Origin of the sequence: Niabella drilacis (assembly GCF_900101395.1) — a bacterium.
GTDB lineage: Bacteria > Bacteroidota > Bacteroidia > Chitinophagales > Chitinophagaceae > Niabella > Niabella drilacis.
Window position 1 is genome coordinate 1 of record NZ_FMZO01000010.1, and the last position, 25964, is coordinate 25964.

31 protein-coding genes are annotated in these 25964 nt (G+C 48.3%); 17 read left to right on the plus strand and 14 right to left on the minus strand.

Annotation, left to right across the window (positions count from 1 at the left end):
* The 9 genes from BLS44_RS16700 to BLS44_RS16740 form a co-directional block, all read right to left on the minus strand.
* A partial coding sequence (locus BLS44_RS16700; protein WP_218127770.1) for a contractile injection system protein, VgrG/Pvc8 family occupies window positions 1-685 on the minus strand: 685 nt, incomplete at its 3' end.
* Window positions 686-827: 142 nt separating this feature from the next.
* Window positions 828-1028, minus strand: coding sequence for a hypothetical protein (locus BLS44_RS16705; RefSeq protein WP_090391374.1), 201 nt, complete (start codon window positions 1026-1028; stop codon window positions 828-830).
* A 213-nt stretch (window positions 1029-1241) separates the two neighbouring features.
* Window positions 1242-2192 (minus strand): hypothetical protein, encoded by a 951-nt coding sequence (locus BLS44_RS16710; RefSeq protein WP_143019819.1) that lies wholly within the window; start codon window positions 2190-2192, stop codon window positions 1242-1244.
* Window positions 2193-2446: 254 nt separating this feature from the next.
* Complete coding sequence (locus tag BLS44_RS16715) at window positions 2447-2950, minus strand: hypothetical protein (RefSeq protein ID WP_143019820.1); 504 nt, start codon at window positions 2948-2950, stop codon at window positions 2447-2449.
* A gap of 385 nt (window positions 2951-3335) precedes the next feature.
* Window positions 3336-4052 (minus strand): 4-hydroxy-tetrahydrodipicolinate reductase, encoded by a 717-nt coding sequence (dapB, locus tag BLS44_RS16720; protein ID WP_090391377.1) that lies wholly within the window; start codon window positions 4050-4052, stop codon window positions 3336-3338.
* Between the two features lie 51 nt (window positions 4053-4103).
* Window positions 4104-4817 (minus strand): DUF5683 domain-containing protein, encoded by a 714-nt coding sequence (locus BLS44_RS16725; RefSeq protein ID WP_245729242.1) that lies wholly within the window; start codon window positions 4815-4817, stop codon window positions 4104-4106.
* A gap of 16 nt (window positions 4818-4833) precedes the next feature.
* Complete coding sequence (locus BLS44_RS16730; RefSeq protein ID WP_090391379.1) at window positions 4834-5757, minus strand: ParB/RepB/Spo0J family partition protein; 924 nt, start codon at window positions 5755-5757, stop codon at window positions 4834-4836.
* Window positions 5758-5793: 36 nt separating this feature from the next.
* Window positions 5794-6594 (minus strand): ParA family protein, encoded by an 801-nt coding sequence (locus BLS44_RS16735; RefSeq protein ID WP_090391380.1) that lies wholly within the window; start codon window positions 6592-6594, stop codon window positions 5794-5796.
* Window positions 6595-6671: 77 nt separating this feature from the next.
* Window positions 6672-6929: a hypothetical protein gene (locus BLS44_RS16740; protein ID WP_090391381.1), complete on the minus strand. Its 258-nt coding sequence runs from the start codon at window positions 6927-6929 to the stop codon at window positions 6672-6674.
* 19 nt (window positions 6930-6948) lie between these two features.
* On the opposite strand from BLS44_RS16740, the gene BLS44_RS16745 reads away from it, so the two are divergent.
* From BLS44_RS16745 to lon, 3 genes are all read left to right on the plus strand, one after another.
* Complete coding sequence (locus BLS44_RS16745; RefSeq protein ID WP_245729243.1) at window positions 6949-8265, plus strand: metallophosphoesterase; 1317 nt, start codon at window positions 6949-6951, stop codon at window positions 8263-8265.
* A gap of 73 nt (window positions 8266-8338) precedes the next feature.
* Window positions 8339-8926, plus strand: a complete 588-nt coding sequence (locus tag BLS44_RS16750) for a porin family protein (RefSeq protein WP_090391382.1) — start codon at window positions 8339-8341, stop codon at window positions 8924-8926.
* 277 nt (window positions 8927-9203) lie between these two features.
* Complete coding sequence (gene lon / locus BLS44_RS16755; RefSeq protein ID WP_090391383.1) at window positions 9204-11603, plus strand: endopeptidase La; 2400 nt, start codon at window positions 9204-9206, stop codon at window positions 11601-11603.
* Window positions 11604-11805: 202 nt separating this feature from the next.
* Here the strand turns inward: lon and rpe are convergent, their stop codons facing one another.
* Window positions 11806-12453 carry a ribulose-phosphate 3-epimerase gene (rpe, locus tag BLS44_RS16760; protein ID WP_090391552.1) on the minus strand — a complete coding sequence of 216 codons (648 nt, stop codon included), beginning with the start codon at window positions 12451-12453 and terminating at the stop codon, window positions 11806-11808.
* A 211-nt stretch (window positions 12454-12664) separates the two neighbouring features.
* Between rpe and BLS44_RS16765 the strand changes: the two genes are divergently transcribed.
* The 6 genes from BLS44_RS16765 to BLS44_RS16790 all read left to right on the plus strand — a co-directional run bounded on the left by BLS44_RS16765 (window position 12665) and on the right by BLS44_RS16790 (window position 16816).
* Window positions 12665-13660 carry a PhoH family protein gene (locus tag BLS44_RS16765; protein WP_090391384.1) on the plus strand — a complete coding sequence of 332 codons (996 nt, stop codon included), beginning with the start codon at window positions 12665-12667 and terminating at the stop codon, window positions 13658-13660.
* Window positions 13661-13715: 55 nt separating this feature from the next.
* The gene (locus tag BLS44_RS16770; protein ID WP_176954455.1) at window positions 13716-14321 is read left to right on the plus strand and encodes a YiiX/YebB-like N1pC/P60 family cysteine hydrolase; all 606 of its coding nucleotides are present in this window, start codon (window positions 13716-13718) and stop codon (window positions 14319-14321) included.
* Window positions 14322-14370: 49 nt separating this feature from the next.
* Entirely contained in the window at window positions 14371-15030 is a 660-nt protein-coding gene (locus BLS44_RS16775; protein ID WP_090391386.1) for a DUF4878 domain-containing protein, read from the plus strand.
* 25 nt (window positions 15031-15055) lie between these two features.
* A complete protein-coding gene (locus BLS44_RS16780; RefSeq protein WP_245729244.1) occupies window positions 15056-15466 on the plus strand; it encodes a hypothetical protein in 411 nt (136 codons plus the stop codon).
* A 118-nt stretch (window positions 15467-15584) separates the two neighbouring features.
* Entirely contained in the window at window positions 15585-16133 is a 549-nt protein-coding gene (locus BLS44_RS16785) for an inorganic diphosphatase (RefSeq protein WP_090391554.1), read from the plus strand.
* A 14-nt stretch (window positions 16134-16147) separates the two neighbouring features.
* Entirely contained in the window at window positions 16148-16816 is a 669-nt protein-coding gene (locus BLS44_RS16790; RefSeq protein WP_090391387.1) for a hypothetical protein, read from the plus strand.
* Here the strand turns inward: BLS44_RS16790 and BLS44_RS16795 are convergent.
* Entirely contained in the window at window positions 16809-17588 is a 780-nt protein-coding gene (locus BLS44_RS16795) for a C40 family peptidase (RefSeq protein ID WP_090391388.1), read from the minus strand. The two genes, BLS44_RS16790 and BLS44_RS16795, sit on opposite strands and share 8 nt — an antisense overlap.
* Window positions 17589-17779: 191 nt before the next feature.
* Between BLS44_RS16795 and BLS44_RS16800 the strand changes: the two genes are divergently transcribed.
* The 3 genes from BLS44_RS16800 (at window position 17780) to BLS44_RS16810 (ending at window position 19331) form a co-directional block, all read left to right on the plus strand.
* On the plus strand, window positions 17780-18358 hold the full coding sequence (locus BLS44_RS16800) for an RNA polymerase sigma factor (RefSeq protein WP_245729245.1): 579 nt from the start codon (window positions 17780-17782) through the stop codon (window positions 18356-18358).
* Window positions 18351-18713: a hypothetical protein gene (locus BLS44_RS16805; protein ID WP_090391390.1), complete on the plus strand. Its 363-nt coding sequence runs from the start codon at window positions 18351-18353 to the stop codon at window positions 18711-18713. The genes BLS44_RS16800 and BLS44_RS16805 overlap by 8 nt, the downstream gene beginning before the upstream one ends.
* A 153-nt stretch (window positions 18714-18866) precedes the next feature.
* Window positions 18867-19331 (plus strand): hypothetical protein, encoded by a 465-nt coding sequence (locus BLS44_RS16810; RefSeq protein ID WP_090391391.1) that lies wholly within the window; start codon window positions 18867-18869, stop codon window positions 19329-19331.
* On the opposite strand, the gene BLS44_RS16815 is transcribed toward BLS44_RS16810, so the two are convergent.
* Complete coding sequence (locus BLS44_RS16815) at window positions 19328-20707, minus strand: UDP-N-acetylmuramate--L-alanine ligase (RefSeq protein WP_090391392.1); 1380 nt, start codon at window positions 20705-20707, stop codon at window positions 19328-19330. The genes BLS44_RS16810 and BLS44_RS16815 overlap by 4 nt on opposite strands.
* Window positions 20708-20864: 157 nt before the next feature.
* Here BLS44_RS16815 and BLS44_RS16820 point away from each other — a divergent pair, with 157 nt between their 5' ends.
* Together BLS44_RS16820 and BLS44_RS26610 are read left to right on the plus strand one after the other, a co-directional pair.
* Entirely contained in the window at window positions 20865-21062 is a 198-nt protein-coding gene (locus BLS44_RS16820) for a hypothetical protein (protein WP_090391393.1), read from the plus strand.
* 32 nt (window positions 21063-21094) lie between these two features.
* The gene (locus tag BLS44_RS26610) at window positions 21095-21277 is read left to right on the plus strand and encodes a hypothetical protein (protein WP_090391394.1); all 183 of its coding nucleotides are present in this window, start codon (window positions 21095-21097) and stop codon (window positions 21275-21277) included.
* A 113-nt stretch (window positions 21278-21390) separates the two neighbouring features.
* Here the strand turns inward: BLS44_RS26610 and BLS44_RS16830 are convergent, their stop codons facing one another.
* Complete coding sequence (locus tag BLS44_RS16830; protein ID WP_090391395.1) at window positions 21391-21909, minus strand: DUF1905 domain-containing protein; 519 nt, start codon at window positions 21907-21909, stop codon at window positions 21391-21393.
* A 73-nt stretch (window positions 21910-21982) separates the two neighbouring features.
* On the opposite strand from BLS44_RS16830, the gene BLS44_RS16835 reads away from it, so the two are divergent.
* A complete protein-coding gene (locus tag BLS44_RS16835) occupies window positions 21983-23572 on the plus strand; it encodes an NAD(P)/FAD-dependent oxidoreductase (RefSeq protein WP_090391396.1) in 1590 nt (529 codons plus the stop codon).
* Between the two features lie 51 nt (window positions 23573-23623).
* On the opposite strand, the gene BLS44_RS16840 is transcribed toward BLS44_RS16835, so the two are convergent.
* Complete coding sequence (locus BLS44_RS16840; protein ID WP_090391397.1) at window positions 23624-23821, minus strand: hypothetical protein; 198 nt, start codon at window positions 23819-23821, stop codon at window positions 23624-23626.
* Window positions 23822-23897: 76 nt separating this feature from the next.
* Between BLS44_RS16840 and eno the strand changes: the two genes are divergently transcribed.
* A complete protein-coding gene (gene eno, locus BLS44_RS16845; RefSeq protein ID WP_090391398.1) occupies window positions 23898-25190 on the plus strand; it encodes a phosphopyruvate hydratase in 1293 nt (430 codons plus the stop codon).
* Between the two features lie 112 nt (window positions 25191-25302).
* Window positions 25303-25686 (plus strand): FtsB family cell division protein, encoded by a 384-nt coding sequence (locus tag BLS44_RS16850; RefSeq protein ID WP_090391399.1) that lies wholly within the window; start codon window positions 25303-25305, stop codon window positions 25684-25686.
* Window positions 25687-25964: the final 278 nt, after the last annotated feature.

Sequence of the window (25964 nt, forward strand, 5' to 3'; positions counted from 1 at the left end):
CACTGCTGTACACCTGGCTGTTCAGGTAATCCCAGGCCAGCAGCTGCTGCTCCGTCGCACGCGCCTCCAGCGCCACATTAAAACGGCTCAGATGACGCCCATACACCAGCTCCGTTTTCTTCTGATCCCGCGGAGGACCCACTACCAGGCTCCGGCCATCCCAGAACAGCCACTCCCCATACGTACCCGTCAGCCGGTGCAAAAACTCCCAGGCCGTTTCCTTATACTGTACCGTATAGGCCAGCGTCTCCCCATACAACGGTTGTACCTGGGGCTCCAAAAGGTTCTGCGGAAAAAACTTCAGCACATCCTGCGCTATATTCTTCAGCGCTTTCTTCTCCCAGCTCTTGCAATGAGGACCACTGTCCAGAACGATCGTAGGGCTGTAGCCCGTTATGATCACATCCCCGTGATGACCCGTAAAACGAGCCGTCTCCACTCCCGTAATGATCCCGTTGAACAACACCGTGCCTGAAAGACCCACCCCGCTGATACGCGCGCCAAAACTGCCGCCGATCATCTCTTTGGAGGCCGTGAACATACCCGACCTGCCGTCGATCGACTCCGCAGGACAAACCAACGTAAACTGGTGATGAGCAAAAATGTTCTGGATAAGGGAAAAAGAGGTAAACTGCATTAACGGGCTCCCGTTTATGCTAAACATAGGTTCGGTCAATTGCGCCATACATAAGGTTTTGTCTGTGACGAAATAATATATATAATATAAACCTCACAAACATCGCTTCAGCTAAGCGACGACATAATGATTTTCAGGTCTTCACAAATTTAGCCGAATTAGATAATAACTTTTCGAGGTCTATTATGGGTTAAAAATAAGGATTTTCGGGAAAATTCAACACAAAATTAGTTTCCGGGTTTGTATAAATAGTCGTGCTTCCGCCGGAGGGGGCTTTTTTTGCAAAATCCACACCGGTAGTGCTCCTTAATTTCCGTTCCGGCCGGAGCCCTGTACCCTTCCCACCCCGGTTTTCTCCCAGTTGCTCCCCGTATATATCAATGTGAAACATCGTTTTGCCGGAACTCTTTAAAACTGTCGTTATATGCAGGCCTTGCTTTCAGGCTTCGGGGGCCGGTCTCTTTACAACGCGCGCACCGGGGAATCTGAAATGCAGGCGCCTGCGGGCGGAGATACACTACATGAAGGGGTCGTTTCTACTGCCGGGAAACTTCCCCCTGAGCAGCGGGCCAGGAGACTGTTTTTGAAAACGGCGCTGGTGTATTCAGCGGATCAACTCCAGATGACCGGAACCTGCCGGCTTATGAAATACGCCCTGCATCGCTTTTATCCTCCTTCTTCCGTTTTTTGAATAGCGTATCCGCACAACAGGTTCATCAATATTTGGAAAATCCTTCCTGACAAGGGTCACCAGCCGGCCATTACCAAAAATTTTCAGCTTATAATTTTCTATAGGTAAAAACTCAGCATCGGGCAGGTCAAAAACTCCGGTATAAGCCGTATAATTCTCGCTGCTTCCTGCCTGGTCATCGAAATCTGCCTGCTGGGTTTCCTGTTCTTTTTTGTACACCATTGCCTGGAGGCCGTTAATATCTTTATTTTTAAACAGATCCAGGTAACGCTGATTGACCTCGATTACCTCCTGCAATAATTTCTTTTCATCCTCTTTTGTCAGGTCCTCACTATTGTTCCAGCCCGGAAGCGTATAAGGAACTGCAGCGCTAAATTCGCCCTCATATACAGCCAGCGGCTTTCCGGCAGTGGCAGATATACTGCCCGGTTCCTGCTGTGAAATGGCAATAAGCCGGGCCGTTGCTCCTGCCCTGTTTCCGGCGCGTGTACCTGTTAATCCTTCTATACTGACAGATGCGAGAAGATTTCCTGAAAGCGTATTTTCCTGTTTACCGTTCAGAAACGCGGGATACAAAATAAGCTTCCACTTTTGCGTTCCTGATTTCAGGATTGCATTGTTTACCGGTGTGCTGGTATAGAAGGTACCATTAGCATTACCAAAATAGTACGCTACCAGTAAATCATTTACATAAAACTCAAAGCAGGAAGCCCCTATCTGTATATTGGCGCGATACTCAATGGCCTGATCCCTAAACCGGACCTGTTTGTAGATATCCCTTACCGGATGTTCCGTTCCGTTACTATTTTGAGCGCGGGGGGCAAGCGTGGTTCCCAAAATCATCAATAATAATATTTGCTTCACGGGTTTGTCTTTTGTGTCTTTCTTTATGTTATAAACATTGCTTTCTGCCAACCAGGTATGGATCGCAGTAAACTGTTCTTTATTAATTTGCCTTTTAAATAAGCGGACTTCAGGCAACCGGCGTTCAGCCCTTGCTTATTGGATCACAGATAAAAATTCAATTCCGGCCCCTTCTTAAAATGTCCCGTTGCCATTGGGGAGCATCACTTCTTCAAAAGCCGTTAACTTATAAAAGGCTCTGCTACTGTTCACCATTAAAAATCTTTTTTGTCTAGCACTATGCCATAATAAAAATTACGTCTTATTCCATTTATCATTGCACTATCCAGGCCACAATCATAGATCATGGCGCCTCCCGCAGCATTGTTACCCGTTTTAGCGCTGAGATGAAAGTCAGAAAGGACCAGTTTTTTCCCCGCCATTTCAATCATAATGATACTATTCAAATAAAAGGAGTCTAACGTGTATTCAAAAATCGTTCCCGGCTTTACAGACGCACTGACATTCAATGTGTCCAGTTTTTGAACGGTATCCTTTACAATCGTTCCGTTTGCATCTTTGATAATTGTTTTTACCTCCTGCATTTCATTTTCCTGAAAACCGGTCAGCGTGAATGCAAGGCCCTCCCTGCATAGGTTAGAAGCATTGCATCGATCGGTATACGCATCAATTTCCGCATCAGATGGCCGGTCAAAACAGGCACTGAGGCAAAACAAAAAGATAACCAGACCATACGCTATTTTGCTAATGACAGTCACTTATTACGATTTATCTGTTTCATCCGGCAAATATACGCCCTGGCTATAATCATAGAGCGTTCCTGTTTTCACTGCGGATCTGTTGCTTTTTGCGGGCCTTCCGCAGGAAAATTCATCAATTCCTGCATCTGCTGCATATCTTTCTATCAGAAGTGCATTCAGTTTATGCTCCTGCTCAATGGCAGCACTATACAGGAAAATAAAAATAGCTAAAAACAGGATCCCGCCCCGATAAGCAGAGAATACTTAAGCGGCGTTATTAAAAACCCCTGCTTTTCTGGCAGGCGAACGCAAAACCGGCAATTCAGTGGATTCAGTGGCGGCAAAGCAGATTTAAAGGAGTAAGGATTCCCTGCCGGGCACGAAGACTCCCGCCCCGGTAGCCTTAAAGATCCAGTACATCCTTCATGGAAAACACGCCCTTCCTGTCTTTTATAAATTCGGCTGCCAGTACAGCCCCCAGGGCAAATCCTTTACGGTTGTGGGCGGTATGGGTAATAGCGATGTCGTCGATCTCAGAGCTGTACGTGATCGTATGAGTACCGGGTGCGGGATCAATACGTTTGCTGGTGATGAGCAGTTCCTCAGGCCTCGGCACTACATCATTAACCCATTTTGCTTTTTCGGTATATACTTCCATTACCTGCTCGGCAAGTGTAATGGCCGTTCCGCTGGGAGCGTCCTTTTTTTCGGTATGATGGATCTCCTCCAGGCTTACGGAATAGGATCCATGCTTATGCATAAGCGCGGCCAGCTTCTTATTGAGCTCAAAAAATAAATTTACACCGATACTGAAATTACTGGCATACAAAAATGTGCCCTCGTTCCTGTTAATAACATCCAGCAGCTCGGGCATCTTTTCCAGCCAACCGGTAGAGCCACTAACCACCGGGATGCCCAAACCGATCAGTTTTACCAGGTTTTCAAATGCCGTATGCGGTCCGGTAAACTCGATAGCAACATCTGCTTTACCGATATTTTCCGCGTTCAGCTCCTGCGCATTGCTCACATCTATTTTCAGCACCACTTCATGTCCTCTTTCAAGGGCAACCGCTTCAATTGCTTTTCCCATTTTTCCGTATCCGATAAGCGCAATATTCATGTTATTTTAAGATTTGAGTCCCGATAACTACCGGGATGAGATTTGAGATTCCTATTTGATCCGCATGACCAGACTCAGCCCGTTGGTATTAGCCATTTCACTGAAGCCCGGCTGTACCCGCAGGCTTAGCTTGGGCGATACATCAAAAGTGCTCAGATGCGCATCTACCGAGGCATCCATTACGTTCAGCCCCCAGGCTATCAGGAAGAATACGAAAGAATAATCCACACTTTTCCGGTATTCATCCCTTGTGCTCCGGAGTACTTCATACCGATCACTGTTCTGGCCAAAAAATATCTTCTGCACGTATTTGTCCAGCTTAAAATAACCGGTACTATCCCTTACCTCACCTTCTTTCAGGGGTTTTGAAAAATCTGTAGCTACAATAAAACCAGCTCTTAACCGTTTGTACCAGACCAGGTTATTCACAAAAAGTCCGCCGGTAGCGCCCAATGCCGCATAAACGATCGGCACCTTCCATACCTTCCGGTTATATACCTGGCCCCATCCGGGAAGCACGGCCGACCGTAACGCAGCCTTTCCCGGGCTACGGTAACGCGGATCTTTTCTGGCAATGGTATCAATGTATTTTTCCCTTGTTTTAGCCGCATGCTTCAGCGCTGCTTTTGCCTCGGCGGCAGTATCTGTCTTCGCAGGAAGCGTATCGCGCACAGCGATAGAATCCGTGTTCTGCGCGCAAAGTGATCCTCCGGTCCCTGCAACAAAGAAAAGCAGCAGTATTATTTTGTTCAGGAATTGCATCATGCAAATAAAGCACTAATTAATCTACCGATACGTTAAAGTTGTGCAGCAGCTTGTTCAATTCCTCCACCGAGTAATAATCGAACGTGATCTGTCCGCTGCCGTTGTTGCTGTGCTTCAATTTTACACGGGTATCAAACTGGGAGGCCAGCTTGTCCTCAATCCGCTGAAAAGAGGTGGAAAGCCCGCCCCTGCTTACCGGCTTTTTAGCTGTGCCGGCCTGTTTGTAAAGGTTACGCACCAGCACTTCCGTTTGGCGTACAGAAAGGCCTTTATCCTTTATCTCCTTAAAGATAAACAGTTGTTTTTCTACCGTGTCCACATTAATAATGGCCCGGGCATGCCCCATAGAAAGCTCACCGCTGCGCACGGCCAGTTGTATATCCGGCGGCAGTTTGAGCAGGCGGATAAAATTGGCAATGGTACTGCGGTCCTTGCCCATTCTTTCGGCAACCTGCTCCTGCGAGTAGTCCAGTTCATCCATCATCCGCTTATAACTCAATGCCACTTCCACAGCATTCAGGTCTTCGCGCTGCAGGTTCTCCAGCAGGGCCAGTTCCAGCAGCTGTGCGTCATTGGCCTGCCGTATATAAGCCGGTACATCAATCAGTCCGGCCATCCTGGAAGCCCGTAAACGGCGTTCCCCCGCAATCAGCCGGTATTTGCCGGTAGCGGTTTTTGAAACGGTAAGCGGCTGTATAATGTCGTGGATCTTTATAGAATCGGACAGCTCTTTCAATGCCTGCTCATCAAAATCATGCCGGGGCTGCTTGGGGTTTACCTCAATGTCCGCTACCGGGATCCTGAGGATATTGACAGCGTTTTCCACCACTGTTTTTTTCAGCTGTTCGCCGCCACTGCCTTTCAGCTCGGCGTCGATACTTCCCAGCAGGGACCGGATCCCCTTACCCAGCGCATCTTTATTTTGCTTTGTTGTTGACATTTTCCGTTTGAAGTTTCTTAAACTATGAACAGGGCTCTATTCAATAATTTTATGTTCGTTAGCGATCTTTGTCATATCGTTCTTTTGCAGGATCTCCTTTGCAAGGTTCAGATAATTGAGGGCCCCTTTACTCATAGCATCATACAAAATGGCAGGTTTCCCAAAACTGGGAGCCTCGCTGAGCTTTGAATTACGATGAATAATAGTATCAAACACCTTGTCTTCAAAATGACGCCGTACTTCACTTACAACCTGGTTGCAGAGCCGCAACCTCGAGTCGTACATCGTCATCAGGATACCTTCGATGACCAGTTCGGTATTTAACCGGCTCTGAACGATCTTAATAGTGTTCAGCAGCTTGCCCAGCCCTTCCAGTGCAAAGAATTCACACTGAACCGGCACCACAACAGACGCTGCTGCCGTTAAAGCATTCACGGTGATCAGCCCCAGCGACGGGGAACAATCGATCACGATAAAATCGTACTCGTTCTGCACCGCCTCCAGGATATTTTTCAGCACCATTTCCCGGTTCGGGTAATTGATCATTTCAATTTCAGCCCCAACAAGGTCAATATGAGAAGGGATCAGATCCAGGTTCGGAATATCACTTTTGAGGATCACTTCCCTTGCCGGTGCCTGGTTGGCCATACAATCGTACAGACTATGCGTAACATTGTGCAGGTCAAACCCTACTCCCGTTGTACTGTTCGCCTGCGGATCTGCATCTACCAGCAGGGTTTTATATTCCAGAACAGCAAAACTTGCCGCCAGGTTAATGGCCGTTGTGGTTTTGCCAACTCCCCCTTTCTGGTTTGCTACTCCTATAATTTTTGCCATAATTCTTAATTCTGTCTGAACGGGTGCAAAAAAACACTAAAAATTTTCAATTAAGCAAATGTAAAGTATTTGATATTCTAAAAACCGATAAAAAGCGAAAAGCAGGCCGGAGGCAGCGGGCAATAGCCAGCAGTCAGCTTTCTGCAGATCGCCTTCAACTTCGTTGCTTGCCATCCTTCCGTTAGTTTCAGCTCCGAAGCTTCGGAAGAAGCCTGCTGCGTTTCATACCCGGTGCACGATTGCCTACTGGCTATCGGCCTGCCGGAGCTGACCGCTAAAAGCCTGGCAGGATCCGCATTTCCACCCCCGGCAGCCAGCGGGATTCCTATTTTCACATTTTCAATTTACCTGAAAATGGACACTGACCGCCGGATTTTATATAGTTTTGGCGGATTAAATCTTCCTTTTATGCGGAATGCCTCTTTTTGGTGGGTGATGCTGTTGATAATGCTGCTTATTGATCTCTATATTTTTATAGCCATCCGGTCCTCGCTGTTCGCCTACTCCTCTCAAAAGAACCGGGGCCTGTTTGCCCTCATTTACTGGAGCGTTACCTTTCTTGCGCTGGGAACCCTGCTGCTCATCCCTTACCTGCCGGACCACGATGCCGGCCGGCTGCGTAGAAGCGTGATCTTTACCATCATTTTTGCATTGTTCCTCGCCAAGATCCTTGCCGCCCTGTTTTTCCTGATAGACGATATCCGGCGGCTGGCCCAATGGGTAGGCGGAAAACTCTTTTCCTCCGTCAATAATGAAGTAGGCGAAGTTTCGGGCGCAGATGCGGAAACGATCACCCGGTCCAATTTCCTCACCTGGCTGGGTGTTGCAGCAGGGGGTACCATTTTTTCCAGCTTCATATTCGGAATGACCAATAAATATAATTACAAGATCCGGAAAATACGGCTCACCTATCCCAACCTGCCCGAAGGTTTCAGGGGGTTCCGGATGCTGCAGATCTCGGATATCCATAGCGGCAGCTTCAGCAATAAAGCCGCGGTAAACCGGGGAATAGATATGATCCTGGGTGAAAAACCGGACCTGATCGTATTTACCGGGGACCTTGTAAATAATATTGCTTCCGAAATGGAACACTATATCGATGTATTTTCCCGGTTAAAAGCACCCATGGGCGTATTTTCCACGCTGGGGAACCACGATTACGGAGACTATCACCACTGGAAAGACGGGGCTGAAAAAACAGCTAACCTGGAGCGGCTGAAGCAGATCCACGGCCAGATGGGCTGGCGGCTCCTGCTGGATGAGCACCTGCCGCTGGAACGGAACGGCTCACAGATCGGGCTGATCGGCGTACAGAACATCAGCGGCAAGGCCCGGTTTCACAGCTATGGCAATATGGCAAAAGCTGCCGAAGGAGCCGCCCGATACCCCTTTAAGATACTGCTGAGCCATGATCCCTCGCACTGGGACGCGGAGGTCAATACCCGGTATCCCGACATTGACCTGATGCTGAGCGGGCATACCCATGGCATGCAGTTTGGCGTGGAGCTTCCCTGGTTCCGGTGGAGCCCTGTTCAGTACGTTTATAAGCAATGGGCCGGCCTTTATGAAAAAGGGCACCAGAAACTTTATGTAAACCGGGGATTTGGCTTTATCGGCTATCCGGGCAGGGTCGGCATCCTGCCGGAGATCACCATTTTTGAATTTCAATAATATTTCATGCACCCAATGCATCATCCATTGGTATTTTTTGTCTAATTTTAGTACTTAAATAGCTGATTTCATTATGCAAACAATAAAGACTACTGCCCTTTTGGTCCTCTGCTTTTTTTTAACCGTTACGTTAAAGGCACAGTTTCATATCGGCGCCAAAGCGGGTGTTAATGCCACCAAGATCGATGGCAAGAGCTTTAAAGAAGCATTCAATTACAATTACCTGCTGGGTGCTTTTGCAGAAATCGGCATAAGCCAGAAGCTGAGCATAAACCCGGAACTGATCTATTCCCAGGCATCCGGCACCCGCGATACCAGCTTTAAGAACGTACTGCCCGATTTTAACAAGGAGCAGACAAAGGCAAAACTGAATTACCTTTCCATACCGGTCCTGCTGAACCTGAAACTGGCAGGTCCCCTGCATATTGAGGCCGGACCGCAATTCAGTATTCTTACCAGTTCCGACAAGGACCTGCTGAATAACGGGAAAGACGCGTTTAAGAAAGGAGATTTTTCAATGCTGGGCGGCGTACAGCTCCAGTTGAGTGCCTTCCGCGTATCCGGAAGGTACGTGATCGGCCTGAGCAATGTAAGTGACCTGCCCAGCCAGGAAAAGTGGAAGAACCAGGCAATACAGGTAGCCGTGGGGATTGCCCTGTAGCACTCCGTTGCCCGTTCTTATTATTTAAATAAATGATAACCAGTCATGGATACCGCTGGCCCGTTTGGGGCCGGGCAACGCAGCGGAGCAGACAATTTTTGAAACGGCACAGGCATGTAACCCGTCATTTTTCCCGGTAATAAAATATTTTACATTAAAAATCCGTCAATCTTTCCGCATTTTTGCTTGTGGCACTACAATTGACCTGCTAAAAGTTCTATTTAAGAAACAGGCGTATCCAAAAGGCTATGCCAGTTTGTCCTGTTAAAAAAGACTAATGAAGTTTGATATAAAATTTAGACCGGAAGATGAGATGGATTTTCTGCCAATTATTCCACTCAACGAGAGTGAAGGTGACGAAAATCTGGACGAGATACCCGACGAAATTGCGATCCTTCCACTGAGGAATACGGTGCTGTTCCCGGGGGTGGTGCTACCCATTACGGTGGGCAGGGATAAAAGTATCCTTGCCGTAAACGAAGCCTACAAGGGTAATAAATTCATAGGTGTGGTAGCCCAAAAGGACAGCAACCAGGAAAACCCTGAGGCCGGGGACCTGGAGCAGATCGGAACCATTGCCAAGATCATTAAACTGATCAAGATGCCCGACGGAGGTACAACCGTTATCATCCAGGGCAGGAATAAATTTTCCATCGGGCAGATAAGCAGCATCGACCCCTATTTCAAAGCGGTCATCAAAAGGATCCCGGATACGGAAACTCCTGTAGACGCCGATTTTGAAGCACATATCGCCAATATCAAAGACCTGGCCACCAATATCATTCAGCAATCGCCCAATATTCCTTCAGAAGCCTCAATTATTCTGAAGAATATTGAAAAGCCTTCCTTCCTCATTCATTTTGTAAGCAGTAATCTGAATACCTCTGTAGAGGAAAAACAGCAGCTGCTGGAAATGGATGACATCCGGGAGCGGGCCGGCAGCCTGATGCAGCTGTTGCAAAAAGAGCTGCAGTTTGTTGAGCTGAAAAACAAAGTAACCAATAAGACCCGTACGGAGCTGGATAAACAGCAACGGGAATACTTTTTACAACAGCAGCTCAAAAGCATTAAAGAAGAACTGGGGGGCGATACAAACAGCCAGGAGATAAAAGAAATGCAGAAAAAGGCCGAGAGCAAGAAATGGCCGGAAGCTGCAAAGGAGGCCTTTAAAAAAGGCATCGAAAAACTGGAGCGGATGCACCCCAGCACCCCCGATTATTCGGTTGTGTACAACCATGTAGACCTCATGCTGGACCTGCCATGGGAGGAGTACACGGCAGACCGGTACGATCTTGAGAACGCCAAAAAAACACTGGATCATGATCATTATGGCATGGCCAAGATCAAAGAGCGGATCCTGGAATACCTTGCGGTCCTGAAATTAAAAGGGGATATGAAAAGTCCCATCCTCTGTTTCCTGGGCCCTCCGGGCATTGGGAAAACCTCGCTCGGAAAGAGCATTGCCAGTGCACTGGGCCGCAAGTATGTACGGTTAAGCCTGGGAGGCCTGCACGACGAAAGCGAGATCCGCGGGCACCGCAAAACCTACATCGGGGCCATGCCGGGGCGTATTCTCCAATCATTGAGAAAAGTAAAAAGCAGTAACCCCGTTATTGTGCTGGACGAAATTGATAAAGTGGGGAACGATTTCCGGGGCGATCCCAGCAGTGCGCTGCTGGAAGTGCTGGACCCCGAGCAGAACAACAATTTTTACGACAATTACCTGGAGCTGGAATACGATCTCAGCAAGGTGCTGTTCATAGCAACCGCCAACAATATCCAGACCATCCAGCCCGCGTTGCGTGACCGCCTGGAGATCATCGATCTTAGTGGGTATGCCATTGAAGAAAAAATCGAGATCGCCAAACGCCATTTGCTCCCCAAACAAAAAGAGCTGCATGGATTGGCCAAAAGCAATATCCGGTTTTCGGACAAAGTGCTGGCCCAGCTGATCGCCGATTACACCCGCGAAAGCGGCGTTCGGGAACTGGACCGGGTACTGGCCAGCATTATGCGCAACCAGGCAAAAAAAGTGGCAATGGGCGAAGCAATAAAATCACCACTCACAACAGATATCGTGCAGGAGATACTGGGCAAACCCCGCTACAGCAACGATCTGTATAAGACCGTGAACCTCCCCGGTGTAGCCGTGGGCCTGGCCTGGACCTATGTAGGGGGCGATATCCTTTTTATAGAATCCAGTCTCAGCGACGGGAAGGGCGAATTACACCTGACGGGGAACCTCGGCAATGTAATGAAGGAAAGCGCTACTACAGCATTGACCTACCTGAAATCAAATGCGGAGCAATACAACATCGACAGCACTCTTTTCCAGAAAAAGAACATACATATACATGTGCCGGAAGGGGCTACCCCCAAAGACGGTCCCAGCGCGGGTATTACCATGATGACCTCCATTGCCTCCGTGCTGACCGGCAAAAAGGTAAAGCCTTACCTGGCGATGACCGGGGAAATTACATTACGCGGACAGGTATTGCCTGTTGGCGGGATCAAGGAAAAGATCCTGGCCGCCAAACGTGCCGGGCTTAAAGAGATCATTCTTTGTTTACAAAACCAGAAAGACGTTGAAGAAGTAGAAACCGGCTTTATAAAAGGACTCAAATTCCACTATGTAAGCAGGATGGAGGACGTATTGAAAATTGCAACCGGCATTTAGAGCCTGTTTAAAATTCATTCAATGGTTTTATTTTTTGATGCCGGGCAATGCCAGGCTGAACTCGTTTCAGCTTCTGTCCGGCATTTAAAACGGCTACCCATCAACGGATGCTGAAACAAGTTCCGGAGGACAATACGCCCGAAAGCGACTTTTAAGACCGCCTCATATCATTTCGCCGGCCCCCTCCGGGAACAGGCCCCGCCTATAACTTCTTTAATTCACGTATTGCCCCCAGCGGGTCCTTTGATCCAAATACTGTACTTCCGGCCACCAGCACATCGGCGCCTGCTGCAACGATCTCTGCGGCGTTGCCAAGCGTAACGCCGCCGTCGATATTGATGAGCGCAGAGGACCCTTTCTCCCGGATAAGTTTTTTAATTTCCCTGATCTTATTGAGGGTATTCGGAATAAATTGCTGCCCGCCAAAACCCGGGTTCACGCTCATCACCAAAACGATGTCCACATCTGCAATGATATCACTCAGGAGGCTGGCAGGATTATGCGGGTTAATGGCAACCCCCGCCTTTAATCCCATTGCTTTTATCTGCTGAATATCCTGGTGCAATCGCGGGCAGGTTTCGATATGAATATTGATATGATCTGCACCTGCCTTTTTAAATTGTTCAAAATACCGGGAAGGTTCCTCGATCATCAGGTGCACATCGCAGGTCTTCGTCGTTACTTTTTTTACAAATTCAATCACCATGGGACCAAAGCTGATATTGGGCACAAACTGACCGTCCATCACATCCAGGTGCAGCCAGTCTGCCTCACTTTGATTCACCATCTCCACCTCATGTTGCAAATGAAGAAAATCCGCAGCCAATAAAGAAGGAGCTACAATTGCCATATAAAAAATTTTTGGCAAAATAACATTATTTATCCGGATTGAGATTTGAGAACCGGGAATTGAGACAACATGCAAACCCATCTCCTGTCTCAATGCTCCCATCCCGGCTCTTTTAACAAAATACACACCCTGTGCATAAAATAAATTCATTACTTTACGGAGTGTTATATAAATTTGAGAAGAAGGATTTTTAACTAAAACAAGGAAAACATTGACAGAAGCAATCATTAACCTGGAGACAGTAAACCCCATTGATTTTTTTGGGGTTAACAACGGCAAACTGGACATCCTGAAAAAGAAATTCCCGCTCCTTAAAATACTTTCCCGCGGCACGCAGATCAAACTCAGCGGCGCTCCCGAGCAAATAGCCGAAGCCAAAGAGAAGATCAACCTGATCGTTTCCTATATTGAGCGTAACGGGCACCTGAGCGAAAACTATTTTGACCAGATCCTGGGCGGCGATGATATGGAAACCATCGATCATTTCCAGGAACGCAATCCCAATGAGGTCCTGGTATTTGGCCCTAACGGCAAATCGGTGCGCGCACGTACCGCCAATCAGAAAAAGCTGGTGCAGGAAGCAGAAAAAAATGATATTCTTTTTGCCATCGGGCCGGCGGGTACCGGTAAAACCTATACCGCTGTTGCCCTGGCCGTAAGGGCCCTTAAGAACAAACAGGTAAAAAAGATCATCCTCACCAGGCCAGCAGTAGAGGCTGGCGAAAGTCTGGGCTTTTTGCCGGGCGATCTCAAAGAAAAGATCGACCCCTATCTGCGGCCGCTCTACGATGCGCTGGATGACATGATCCCCGCCGATAAGCTGGGCTATTACATGACCACGCGGACGATCGAGATCGCTCCGCTGGCCTATATGCGCGGACGCACACTGGACAATGCCTTTATCATCCTGGATGAGGCGCAGAACGCTACCGACCTGCAGCTAAAAATGTTCTTAACCCGGATCGGCGCCAATGCCAAAGCCATCATCACCGGTGATATGACACAGGTGGATCTGCCCCGTAACCAAAAAAGCGGTTTGCAGACCGCTGTCAGGATCCTGCAGAACATCCCCGGCATCAGTCATATTGAGCTGGATGAAGAAGATGTGGTACGGCACCGCCTGGTAAAAGCGATCATTAAAGCGTATCATAAAGAACATGAAGAGCAGGAGCAACGCTTCCCCAGAGAGCATCATCAGAAATCATAGGGGTAGAATTTTCCATTTTACCTTTAAAGGGTGGCCGTGGGGCCGCCTTTTTCTTTTGTTGCTTATCGCCGGATGCCAGGAGGCGCAACCCGGCGACGGCCCGGGTCACAACCTGTCCCGGGAACTGGACAGCCTGAAACCGTTGTTGCGATCGGGCGACCTGGTGCTCCGCAACGGAACGGATGCCACCAGCCAGGCCACCCGGAGGTTTAACCGCAAGGACACTTCCTTTTCGCATTGCGGTATTATTGCCGTGGAAGAAGGCAGGGTATGGGTCTACCATGCCATTGGCGGCAGCTATAACCCCTCGCAGCAGTTAAAAAAAGAGCTCCTCGATAGCTTTTCAGATCCTGCCGATAACGACCGGATAGCAGTTTACCGGTACCCGCTAAGCAAAGAAGAGCAGCAGCGGCTCATCAACATTGTGCGGCAATATTATAAGAACCGGCTTCCCTTTGATCTCTTTTTCAATTTTGAGACCGACGACCGGATGTATTGTTCCGAGTTTGTATTCAAAAGTATCAATAAAAGCATGGATGGCCGTCTTTTACCCATTGCGCAGCAGCAGCCCCCCGTCTATATTTCTATTGATGACCTGTTCCTGAACCCCTATGCCACGCTTATAAAAAAGATAGAATACCCGATATTGGCGAGCCCGTGATACCATCGTTTATTGTACCTACATTTGCATTCTAAAACCATTTTACATTATGAAAAAAGTAATTCAGTTGCTACCCGTTGCCCTCCTGCTGGCGGCAGGCCTCTTAAGTTGCCAATCCGGCAGCAATGATCCCAAAGCAGTGCTTGTTAGCTTTTTTGAAAAGCTGGCAAAGAAAGATCTCGATGGCGCCGCCCAGCTGGCCACCAAGGACAGTAAATCCACGCTCGACATGATCAAAAAAGGAATGGATATGGCCCAGAAAATGGATACCTCCGCCGTCAAAGAAGACCCTACTAAGGAATTCAGGGATGTTGAATTTGGCGAGCCCCGTATCTCCGGAGATACGGCTTATATTAAAGTAACCAGCAAGACCAAAAAACAGGAGCCTTCAGAGATCTCTCTTGTTAAGGAAGAAGGCAAATGGAAGGTAGACTTTTCAATGGCGGCCCTGATGAAAATGGGAACGGATAAAATGAAAGGAAGCGGAGGCATAGAAGGGATGGAACACCCGAATGTATCGCCGGAGCAAATAGAGCAGGCACAGCAAATGGCGGACAGTGTGTTAAAAAATGCAGACCCGCAAAAAATGAAGGAGCTACAGGAACTGATGCAGACGGAGCAGGCACAGAAAACTGCTGATAGCCTCCTGAAACATATAGACCCCAAAAAAGTGGAGGAGCTGCGAAAAAGCCTCGAAAAATCAAAGTAAGCGATAAGTTGTTTATCTTGCAGGAATGAAAAGAATTGGTTTTTACTTTTTATTCCTGCTTTTTTTATTGCCGGCCTGTTTGCCCGATAAAGCAGATAAAGATGAGCCGGGCGATTCGGATATTGATGCGGCAAGGGATTTTATACAGGCCGCCCTCAGGGGCAACTTTAAAAGTGCAGCGAACTATATGCTCCATGACTCTGCCAATGACGAACGCCTGGATGCAGTAGCCCGTATGCCGCGCAGCGCCGATGAAAAACAGGGCCTTTGGGATGCCACCATTAATATCCATGAACGCAAGTTGCTGAATGATTCTGTAAGCATCATCGTGTATTCCAACTCTTATTACAAGAACAACAGGGACACCCTCAGGGTCGTAAAAAAAGACGGAGCCTGGCTGGTGGATTTCAAATACCTGTTTGACGCCCATAAATAAAATGCCTTTACAATAAATCGCTGCCGATCAACATTCCGATTGAAAAACTTGTTATTTTTGATTTAATAGAAAGAGCCGGGCAGCATGGTTCTTTTTTGACTAAAAATTAATGAATACGATGGCAACAATCACACACCCATGGCACGGCGTTAGTTATGGAGCGGGAGCACCTGAAATTGTAAATACGATCATTGAAATACCGGAAGGTTCGCGTGCCAAATATGAGATCGACAAAGAAACCGGGTTGTTAAAACTGGATAGGGTCATCTATTCATCCTTTCACTATCCCGTTAATTACGGGTTTATTCCCAAAACACTGGGGCAGGATCACGACCCATTGGATATACTGGTGCTTTGCTCCCAGCCCATCCGTTCCCTATGCCTGGTAAGGGCCAAGGTGATCGGTAATATGCAGATGATCGACAGCGGTGAGCGCGATGATAAGATCATTGCCGTAGCCATTGATGATCCGTCCGTGAATCACTACGAAAACATTGATGAGCTTCCCCATCACTTCCTCCTGGAAATGCGCAATTTCTTTGAGCAATATAAAGTGCTTGAAAGCAAAAAAGTAGAGATCGATACCTTCCAGGATAAGGAAACGGCATTATCCATTATATCCGAAGCCATCGATTATTATAAAAAGAAGTTCAAAGAAATGTCCTGAGATCCTTAAGCCGTATGAGATACCTGTTGATCCTCATATGTTCCTTTGCGTTGGGAAGCCCCATTGCTGCCCAGGACCAGTTTTTCTATACGGTTGTAAAAGACTACTTCCGGGTAAACCCGTTTACCGGTCAGTTCTCGGCCTTTGTTAATGCCGTTAAAACAGACCCCGGGTTAACCATTACAAGAACTGTTAATAAAACCGACACCAGTCTTTTTTCCATAGAAGGTGATTATCAATCTTTCAACCCCTTCTCCATCCGGGCCAATAAAGTGGAAATGACGCTGGGCGAAAAACAGCGGGTGCTCCAGGGCAGGCGGCCGATAGCAGACACCATCATGCTCTATGAAATAACCGGTTTTTTCGATAGCACGGCACAAACGGTAAAAGCCCTGAAAAAAGAATACAAGCGCATCAATAATAAAATAAAAAGGGACCTTGCCGCTCAGAGTGAAGCCCCGCTAACCAATATCAGAGGCATCCGCGAAGGCGCCATTACCAATCACGCAAAAAATTCAAACCTGGCGCCCCCCATATCCGTGATATGGTTTGTGAAAGACGACGGGCAGCTGGGCCTGCTGGTTGCCCTTCGTATGAAATACATTAATAACCGGGCAGTCCCAAGCGGTTTCCTGGCAGACAATCTTTACTTCTACCGCAACATTCTCCCGATGTTCAGGTGAGCTGCGGCATTCGCTTAATGAGCTTGAGCCGGTGTGTGCGCTTTCCTGTTTCAACATTAATGATCCCCTTTTTATCAATGGTATCAATACGTACCTGGCCGGAAGCATGGATGATCTGATCAGGCCCAAGCAGGATCCCTACATGTACGATCTCCTGTTGATCGTCAAAAAAGGCGAGATCCCCGGGCCGTGCATCCTGCAATTTTTTTACAACCAGCCCCTCCTGGGCCTGCTGCCAGGCATCCCGCTGCAGTACGATCCCCGCCATTTTGAAAATGGTTTGCGCAAAACCACTGCAATCAACACCCAGTATTGTTTTACCGCCCCACAGGTATGGGGCATTGAGCCATTGCCGGGCATATTGCTCAATAGCAGCCCGGATACCGGCGGGGTCTGTAACAGGTGCGGCCAGGGCGCCCCCGTAGCGGTATTCCCGGTTCCCCGCAACCATCCGGCCTTCCCCGGATAACCATATAAAAGCCCCCATGGGAATATGCATAGGCAGCCCGTCTACCAGTATGGTATTTAATAATGCCCCTGCCAGCATCGGGGCCCCATTTTTTGAGGCATCCCTGCCGGTTTCCCGGATCATATGCTGGGTAACCCAGCCCTTGTAACCATCGTACAGGCTTTTTATCTTAACCCAGCCCTTTCGTTTAGCCGACAGTATGGCCACTTTTTCCCCGAACAACAGCTGGTTAACCATTTCATATTTATGATGCGGTTTTTTCCGGACCGGTGCTGCGGGCACCACTACCATTCCCTGTTTCATAACTCTGCTTTTAAAAGAATAAAGATAGGGACCCCTGCGGGGAATGTAAAATATGAAATGCAGAACACTAAATTTCCCATTCTCCCCGGGGACTATGGAATCTGAGTGATTTTGCATCTTAGCTATAAAAGCCGCTTAAACTTTTTTGAGAAAGTTCAAACGGATCTGTAGTTTTAAATATCTTTATTTGCGTGAATAACGGCCGTTATGACCATATTGATGACCAGGAACTACTCCGGCGTTACCTGCAGGAACATGATAGTTCCTGGCTGGGGATCCTCCTGGAACGCTATACGCTCCTGCTCTTTGGGGTATGTATGAAATACCTGAAGGATGAAACACAGGCACAGGATGCCGTTCAGCAGGTTTTCCTGAAGGTGATCCAGGAAGTGCATAAGTACCGGATCGACTACTTTAAATCCTGGCTGTACACTGTAGCAAAGAACCATTGTCTTACGATGCTGCGCGATAAAAAACGGATGGTACCCGTGGAATTGACTGCGGACAATCCTGTTGCAGCGCGGGACGAAGAGGTACCGGAACAGGAAGCTATCAGCCCGGAACTTTTAAAAGATGCCCTGGATGCATTGAGCGTGGAGCAGCGGCAATCAGTAATTTTGTTTTACCTGGAAAAAAAGAGCTACCAGGAGATCAGTGCCTCCGAAGGCTATAGCCTGCTGCAGGTAAAGAGCTATATCCAGAACGGAAAAAGGAACCTGAAGTTGCTGATCCAAAAAATGCTTAAAAAAGCAAAAAACGAGAATGGCTGAAGATTTAAAAGACATATTATCCCATTTAAATAAAGATGTAAGCCAGGAAACCCTGCTTCAATACCTGCGGCAACAGCTGGATAAAGAAGCCGCACATGAAGTAGAACGGCAATTGCTGGAGGATCCTTTTTATAATGATGCACTGGAAGGCCTGCAGGAAATGGAGCACCCGGACCGCCTGATGCTGATCGCTGAAGCCCTGAACCGGGATCTGAAAAAACGTACGGAAAAGAAAAGAAAAGAACGCAGCAAACGTCATTTACAGCCGCAATGGTGGCTCTATGCTTCCGTCCTCATCCTGCTCCTTCTCCTCGTACTGGTATATTTGCTCCTCCACGGCAGGATGGGTAATTAAAATAACCCGTTATCGCATATGTACCCCTTCCTGTGCATCAATTGTGCACAAAATAACCCCAACATTAAGTTTATATTAAGTTTACATTAATTCTTTTGAACGGTACGGGATCGCCCCATTTACCTTGTACCTTTGCATCATAAATTTTTTGTTATGCAATGGAAGACTATTACATCCAGCCTTGGTAACACCGGATTTGGATTGTGGTACAATGGTCAAAAAATGCTAACCCTCGCATACAAACCGAAATCCGATTCGGTTTACCTGGAATCAAAAGACGGGGAAAAGAGACTGTTTCACTATAAAAAGAAAGGCCTTTTTAAAAATAAGCGGGTGCTGGAGAATGAGTATGGGGCTGAATTGGGGAAAATCTCCCGTGAAGGACGCCAGAAATACATCGAGGTGGATGACAAGCGCTTTTACCTGAATTTCAAAAATGACAATAATAATGTTATTGAGATCATTGATGAAGCAGGTCAAAAGCCCGTAGCTGTTTGTTCCGTGGAAGGCGAAAACCCCAGCGATGCTACCAACTATAGCCTGCTGATGGTAATGTGCTTCTATCTTTTTCAGCCAAAAAATTACACCCAGGCCCTTACTGCAAGGGCGGCCATTTAAAGCCCGTGGTAAATCTCCCTGGCAAATTGCTCCAGCGAAGGATCGCGGGCACCCATCAGCAGCAGGGTGGAGCCTGGCTGCAGATGCCCATCCATTGCGGCAAGCAACTGTTCCCTGTCTTCCACAAAATAAGCATTCTTACCCCGGGTTTTCAGGTCACTGATCAGGTCACTGGCAGAAATATCTTTTGTAGTGGTTCCCCCTGCATAAAAGATCTCGCTCATCCAGATCTCATCCTGGGGTCTTAAGGCATTGCCGATCTCTTCCACAAATTCTTTGCGTAAAAACTTGGTGGGTGTATACCCATGCGGCTGAAACCATGCCACCACTTTATCAGAAACCGGCTGACAGGAGCGGATGGCTGCCGCGCATTTAACGGGGTTATGTGCAAAGTCATCCACCACCCATATCCCATTCTTTTCACCCAGCACCTGGCTTCTCCGGTAAATGCCTTCGTAGCCCGCTAAAGCAGCGGCCGCATCTTTCAGCGAAGCACCGGCAATTACGGCGGCGGCTGTAGCGGCCACCGCATTCTCCATATTATGTTGCCCCAGGATCCGTATGCCAAAGGGCTCACCATTTACTTTAAATGCAATGTGGAATCCATCCTGCACAAATTCCGTAGCCTGGAACCCCACACCGGTGCAGGTTTCGTCCACGCAAAAATCATGAGCCGGGTTGGCAGATAATGCAGCCGAATGCATATTGGACCGGTTCACACAAAACAACCGGCTGTTGTTCCGGAAGGTCTCAAAAACCCGCATAAGCTCCTCCAGTTCCTTGTGATCTTTTTCAATATTCAGCAGCACGCCTATTTCGGGCCGGTATTGCACGATCGACCCGTCGCTTTCGTCTGCTTCAATCACCAGCCATTCTCCGGATCCAACAAAGGCATTGCCGATCTTTCCTTTTTTAATAAGACTCACCAGGCCGGCCCCGCTGATCACGGAAGGGTGCATCCCCGCCTGCTGCAAAATGTCAAACAGCATCCCCGTGGTAGTGCTTTTGCCGCTGGTACCGCCAATGGCGATCGTCTTTTTGCTGGCTGCAATAAGAGCCAGCAGTTCAGAGCGATGCATTACCGGAATATTCAGTGCCCGGGCCTTCCGGATTTCCTCCACGGTATCTTCGATGGCCGTCGATGCTACCACCAGGTCGGTATCCGGGGTAATGCCCGCACCGTTCTGCAAAAAACACCGGATCCCCCCGGCTTCCAGCTTCTCTTTGATATCACCGGCCTTCCCCTCGTTGAAAAAACGATCACTCCCGGAAACCTGCTTTCCCGTACCCTGCAAGTACTGTGCAATCGCACTCATGCCGGCGCCGGCAATACCAATAAAAAAAGGGCTCCTGATTTTTTGCAAATCAATATTCATGTTGTCTGGCTTAGTTGCTGCAAATGTCGGTAAAGCAAGAGTTCTGACAAAAGAGAATTGTTGCATCCCCGGTCCAATGATCTCCTTATTCTTTTAACTTTATGACAAATCAAAAAAACTTTACATTATGAAAAGAAATCCAAAACCAATGCCAGTTATGAGTGTCGTACTTTTGATCATTTGCAGTTTTCTACTTTTTGGAACAAAACCCGATGCGGTGAACACCAGAACTAAAATGAACATTTATAGCGAAAAGCCCTGTCTGGATTATCAAAAGGCCGATAGTATGGTGGAAGCGCTATTTACACAGATCGTCAAAGAACATAACCTGGATTCAAATTTTGTGCAGCAATAACAAAGTCGCAGCGTTTATGGCTCGAAATGCGAATGGCTGATTTAAATACCATTTTCATCAGCCAGGAACGGATAGCATATGGAAGTGCAGCAACTGCATGTAAATACCATATACTGGCAGATGCCGCAAATGAACGGATCAAATTTTTGAGCGGATGGACAGATGGAATTCCGGAAGGGGATCTTTGTATTGGATCAAGAAAAATGAAACAGTAATATTTTGATCCGGTGGATGCTGGCATGAGTGGCTCTGCAGACCTGGCAGAACCTTAGCGTTCCTTGCTATTGAAATTTTCCGGCGAATCTGCAGGGAATAAAAGCCAGCAAGATCATTGCTCCTTAAAATACCGCATCATCTGTCCGTAATCCCATTTGCGTTGCAAGCCATGGATGCACCGGGTGATCCTGGTAACTTTTGTGGCATCTGTTTTTGCGGCATCTACCCATTTGCTGAAATAGTGCTGGTGGGAGGGCACCAGGGACCTGAAATATTCAAGAGCCTCCGGTTCTTCCGCCAGGCAATCCAGCAGCTCCCGGTTGAGCTCATATTTTTTTGTTTCCAATTGTAACTGCACTTCCACCAGGGCTCCTTCTTTTTTCCGGATCCCCTTCCGCATAGCCGCATTTACCGGCAGGATAAAGTTACCGCCTCCCATGGGCAGCAGCGAAACGCCCGCTATCTTATGGCTGTCGATAAACCCTTTTACCTGGAAGGCCTTCTTGTTACCCGGCAACAATTCCCCGGCAAGACCGGCCGGAACTTCAATATAGGTCCAGCCGGTTTTATCCCCGTTTTCGGCAAACTTCAGCAGCCGCGCGGTTAAAGAAAGGAGCGCTTGCTTTTTCATATGCATAAAGTTCCGGCATCTGCCGTAAAATTTTCATTTCTTTGCAAAAATTTTCCGGATAAAAATCGGACATATGCAGCAAACCATTACCCTTCGCGTTCAGCCTGAAGAAGCCGGGGACACACAGCGGCTTCATCCGCACATTGCCGGGGCCCTGGGTATAAAGCCCGGCACTGTCACCGGTTATACCATTTTAAAAAGTTCCATTGATGCCCGCGGACGCCAGCCGATGATCCAGCTTTCACTGCTGGTTTACGTGGATGAGCCGGCAACCGAACGGGAGTTGGTCCGGCCAGTTTATAAAGACGTTCATTCCGCTCCCCAAAAAGTAGTGGTCATAGGAGCCGGTCCGGCCGGTCTTTTTGCCGCTCTCCAGCTCATCGAAAAAGGCATTCAGCCCATCGTGCTGGAACGCGGCAAGGATGTGCGCACCCGCAGGCGTGACCTGGCAGCCATCAATAAACAGGGCATCATGAACCCCGAAAGCAATTATTGTTTCGGAGAAGGCGGAGCCGGTACCTATAGTGATGGCAAGCTGTATACGCGCAGCAACAAACGGGGCGATATCAACAAGATACTCAATACTTTTGTGCGCTTTGGTGCCGAAGAAAAAATATTGTACCAGGCGCATCCGCATATCGGCACCAATAAGCTGCCCCAGATCATTACCGCCATGCGGGAGCAGATCCTCCGCTGCGGAGGTGCCGTTCATTTTAATAAAAAGGTAACCGGCTTCATCACCGGCAAAAACAGTCTCAAAGGGGTAACCACCGCCGATGGCGATACCTTTACCGCAGCCGCTGTGATACTGGCAACAGGACACTCGGCCCGTGATATTTTTCACCTGCTGCACAATGAAGGATTGCAGATCGAAGCCAAGCCCTTTGCCCTGGGCGTAAGGGCAGAGCATCCGCAAACACTGATCGACCAGGCCCAATACAAATGCCCTGCCCGCGGTGAATGGCTTCCCCCAGCTTCCTACAGCCTGGTACAGCAGGTAGGTGACCGGGGCGTGTTCTCCTTCTGCATGTGCCCCGGCGGCATCATCGCCCCTGCCGCCACCGGCCAGGGCGAGATCGTGGTCAATGGCTGGTCGCCCTCCAAACGCAATAATCCCTATGCCAACTCCGGCATTGTGGTACAGGTGGCCGAGAAGGATGTACATGCAGTCCCCGCATTTAAAAAGGCCTATGGTGCAGCCGCCAACAGTCCGCTTTTCCTGCTCTACTTTCAGCAATGGGTAGAGCAGCTCGCGTTTCAGGCCGGTGGTGGCCGGCTGGTGGCGCCCGCCCAGCGTATGGTTGATTTTTGTGAGGGCAGGCATTCACCTTCGCTCCCGGATTGTTCCTATTTGCCGGGGATTCATTCCGCTCCCTTATGGGAGGTGCTGCCGCCTTTTGTAACCACCGCCCTGCAGCAGGGTTTTCAACACTTCGGCAATAAGATAAAAGGCTATTACTCCAACGATGCCGTCATTGTAGCCACGGAATCCCGCACTTCCTCGCCGGTACGGATCCCCCGTGACAAAGATACCCTTGAGCATCCGCAGCTTCAAAACCTTTATCCCTGCGGCGAGGGAGCCGGGTATGCGGGGGGCATTGTAAGCGCCGCAATGGACGGGGAACGGGTTGCGAACATTATTTGCTCCAGGCTCAACCTTTAATGACCGTTTGGCAATGCTTCAGGCCGTCAGATCTTAGAGCCTGTTTAAAATTCATTCAATGGCTTTATTATGGCTGTTTTGGGCTGCAACTGCGTTAAATTTTTCGCCATAGTGGCCTACTATGCCTGCAAAATTTTCCTTGTTTCGCTCCAAAATAGCTTCATAATAAATTCCATCAATAAAATTTAAACAGGCTCTTAAATAAAATACTTTCGACCGTTCGTTAACGAATCTTAATTTTTTTTTCATAGTGTTTCCCGTACGCAAACGATTCGTTAACTTGCGGCCACAAATCAAATTTTAAAAAATTTTTCAATTTTTTCCAATGAGTTACATTTCAGAGGTATTTGCCAGACAAATTTTGGACAGCCGCGGTAATCCTACTATCGAGGTGGATGTACTAACAGACGAGGGCGCCCTGGGTCGCGCGGCCGTTCCGAGCGGAGCCAGCACCGGGATCCACGAAGCCGTGGAGCTGCGTGACGGCGACAAGAAAAAATACCTGGGAAAAGGAACATTAAAAGCTGTTAAGAACGTAAATAACACTATAGCCCCTGCATTGCTGGGTTATGATGTGGCGGACCAAACCGGTATCGACCAGCTGATGATCGAACTGGATGGCACCCCCAATAAAGGAAAATTAGGTGCTAATGCATTGCTGGCGGTAAGTATGGCTGCTGCAAAAGCAGCAGCTGAAGAAGCGGGTTTACCTTTATACCGTTATGTAGGTGGCACCAACGCCAAAACCCTGCCCATCCCCATGATGAACATTCTCAATGGTGGTGCACATGCCGATAATAAGATCGACTTCCAGGAGTTTATGGTAATGCCCATCGGCGCTTCTACCTTCAGCGAAGGACTGCGCTGGGGTGTTGAAATCTTCCATGCCCTGAAATCCGTTCTGAAGAAAAAAGGCTTCAGCACCAACGTGGGTGATGAAGGTGGTTTCGCTCCCAATATCCAGAGCAACGAAGAAGCCATCGAAACCGTACTGGCCGCGATCGATGCAGCTGGCTACAAAGCCGGTTCTCAGATCGTAATCGCCATGGACGCTGCCAACAGCGAGCTGTGGGATGCCAAAAAGAAAAAATACGTATTCCATAAAAGCAGCGGCAAAGCCGTAAGCAGCGATGAGCTGGTAAAATTCTGGGAAAGCTGGGTAAAACAATACCCCATTGCCAGCATTGAAGATGGTATGGCTGAGGACGACTGGAAAGGATGGGCGGCACTGACCCAGGCTGTAGGCGACAAATGCCAGCTGGTAGGTGATGACCTGTTTGTAACCAACGTAACCCGCCTGCAGCAGGGTATCGACAAAAGCATTGCCAACGGATTGCTGGTAAAAGTAAACCAGATCGGTACCATCACCGAAACCATCAATGCGGTAACCCTGGCGCAGCATAATGGCTACAATACCATCATGAGCCACAGAAGCGGTGAAACTGAAGATACGACCATCGCCGACCTGGCCGTGGCGCTGAATTGCGGACAGATCAAGACCGGTTCTGCAAGCCGTACCGACCGGATCGCAAAATACAACCAGCTGATCCGTATCGAAGAACAATTGGGCGAAAGCGCGGTTTATCCGAAAGGAACCATTAAATTTGGTAAGAAATAATTATTCGATCATCGTTCGTGCTGCTATCAGCTTCGTTGTGTCACTCCCTTGTACTCCGGTACAGACATTGGCAAAAGCATCAATAGCTCATTAGCAAATCGGTATATCAGGCATGGAAACATTTGTTGATTTTGTCCCCGAAAAAGAGCCCGTGCAGGAAACGGACCCGCAGAAGCCGCGCAAGGCGCTCAGTAAAATTTCGCGGTTCCTTACCAATAAGTTTTTCCTGGCTACCATAGGCTTTTTAGTCATCATGTTGTTCCTGGATAAGAACGACCTGTTCTCCATCGTAGAGCGCCGTAAGGAGCTCAATGACCTGGAGCTAAGCAAGGACCACTACAACAAAGAACTGATTGAGCTGCATAAGATCCGGACCGATCTCGAAACCGATCCGGCCACCATCGAAAAGCTGGCCAGGGAAAAATACCTGATGAAGCGGAATAACGAGGATATTTTTCTTACAGAAGATCAAACCAAATTAAAACAGGCTGAATAATTTTCAGCCCTTATACAAACACCCGGAGCCAGCGCTTCGGGTGTTTTTTTATACGGGTAAGCTACTTGGGTGACAGCCGGGACCGGGGCGACATATAGTTTTTGAAGAACAGGATTACAAATGCTTCCATCATACCTGCGCCTGCCCGTCACCCAGGTCTCCACCGTCCCAACACCCCCCCCTCACCATTTTTGGCTACCCGCAATCTTCCCCTGTTTTGTAACTTTACTTGCAGGCCCTGTGTTTGCCGGCTTGCAGGTGTACCAGCGCCCTGCCTT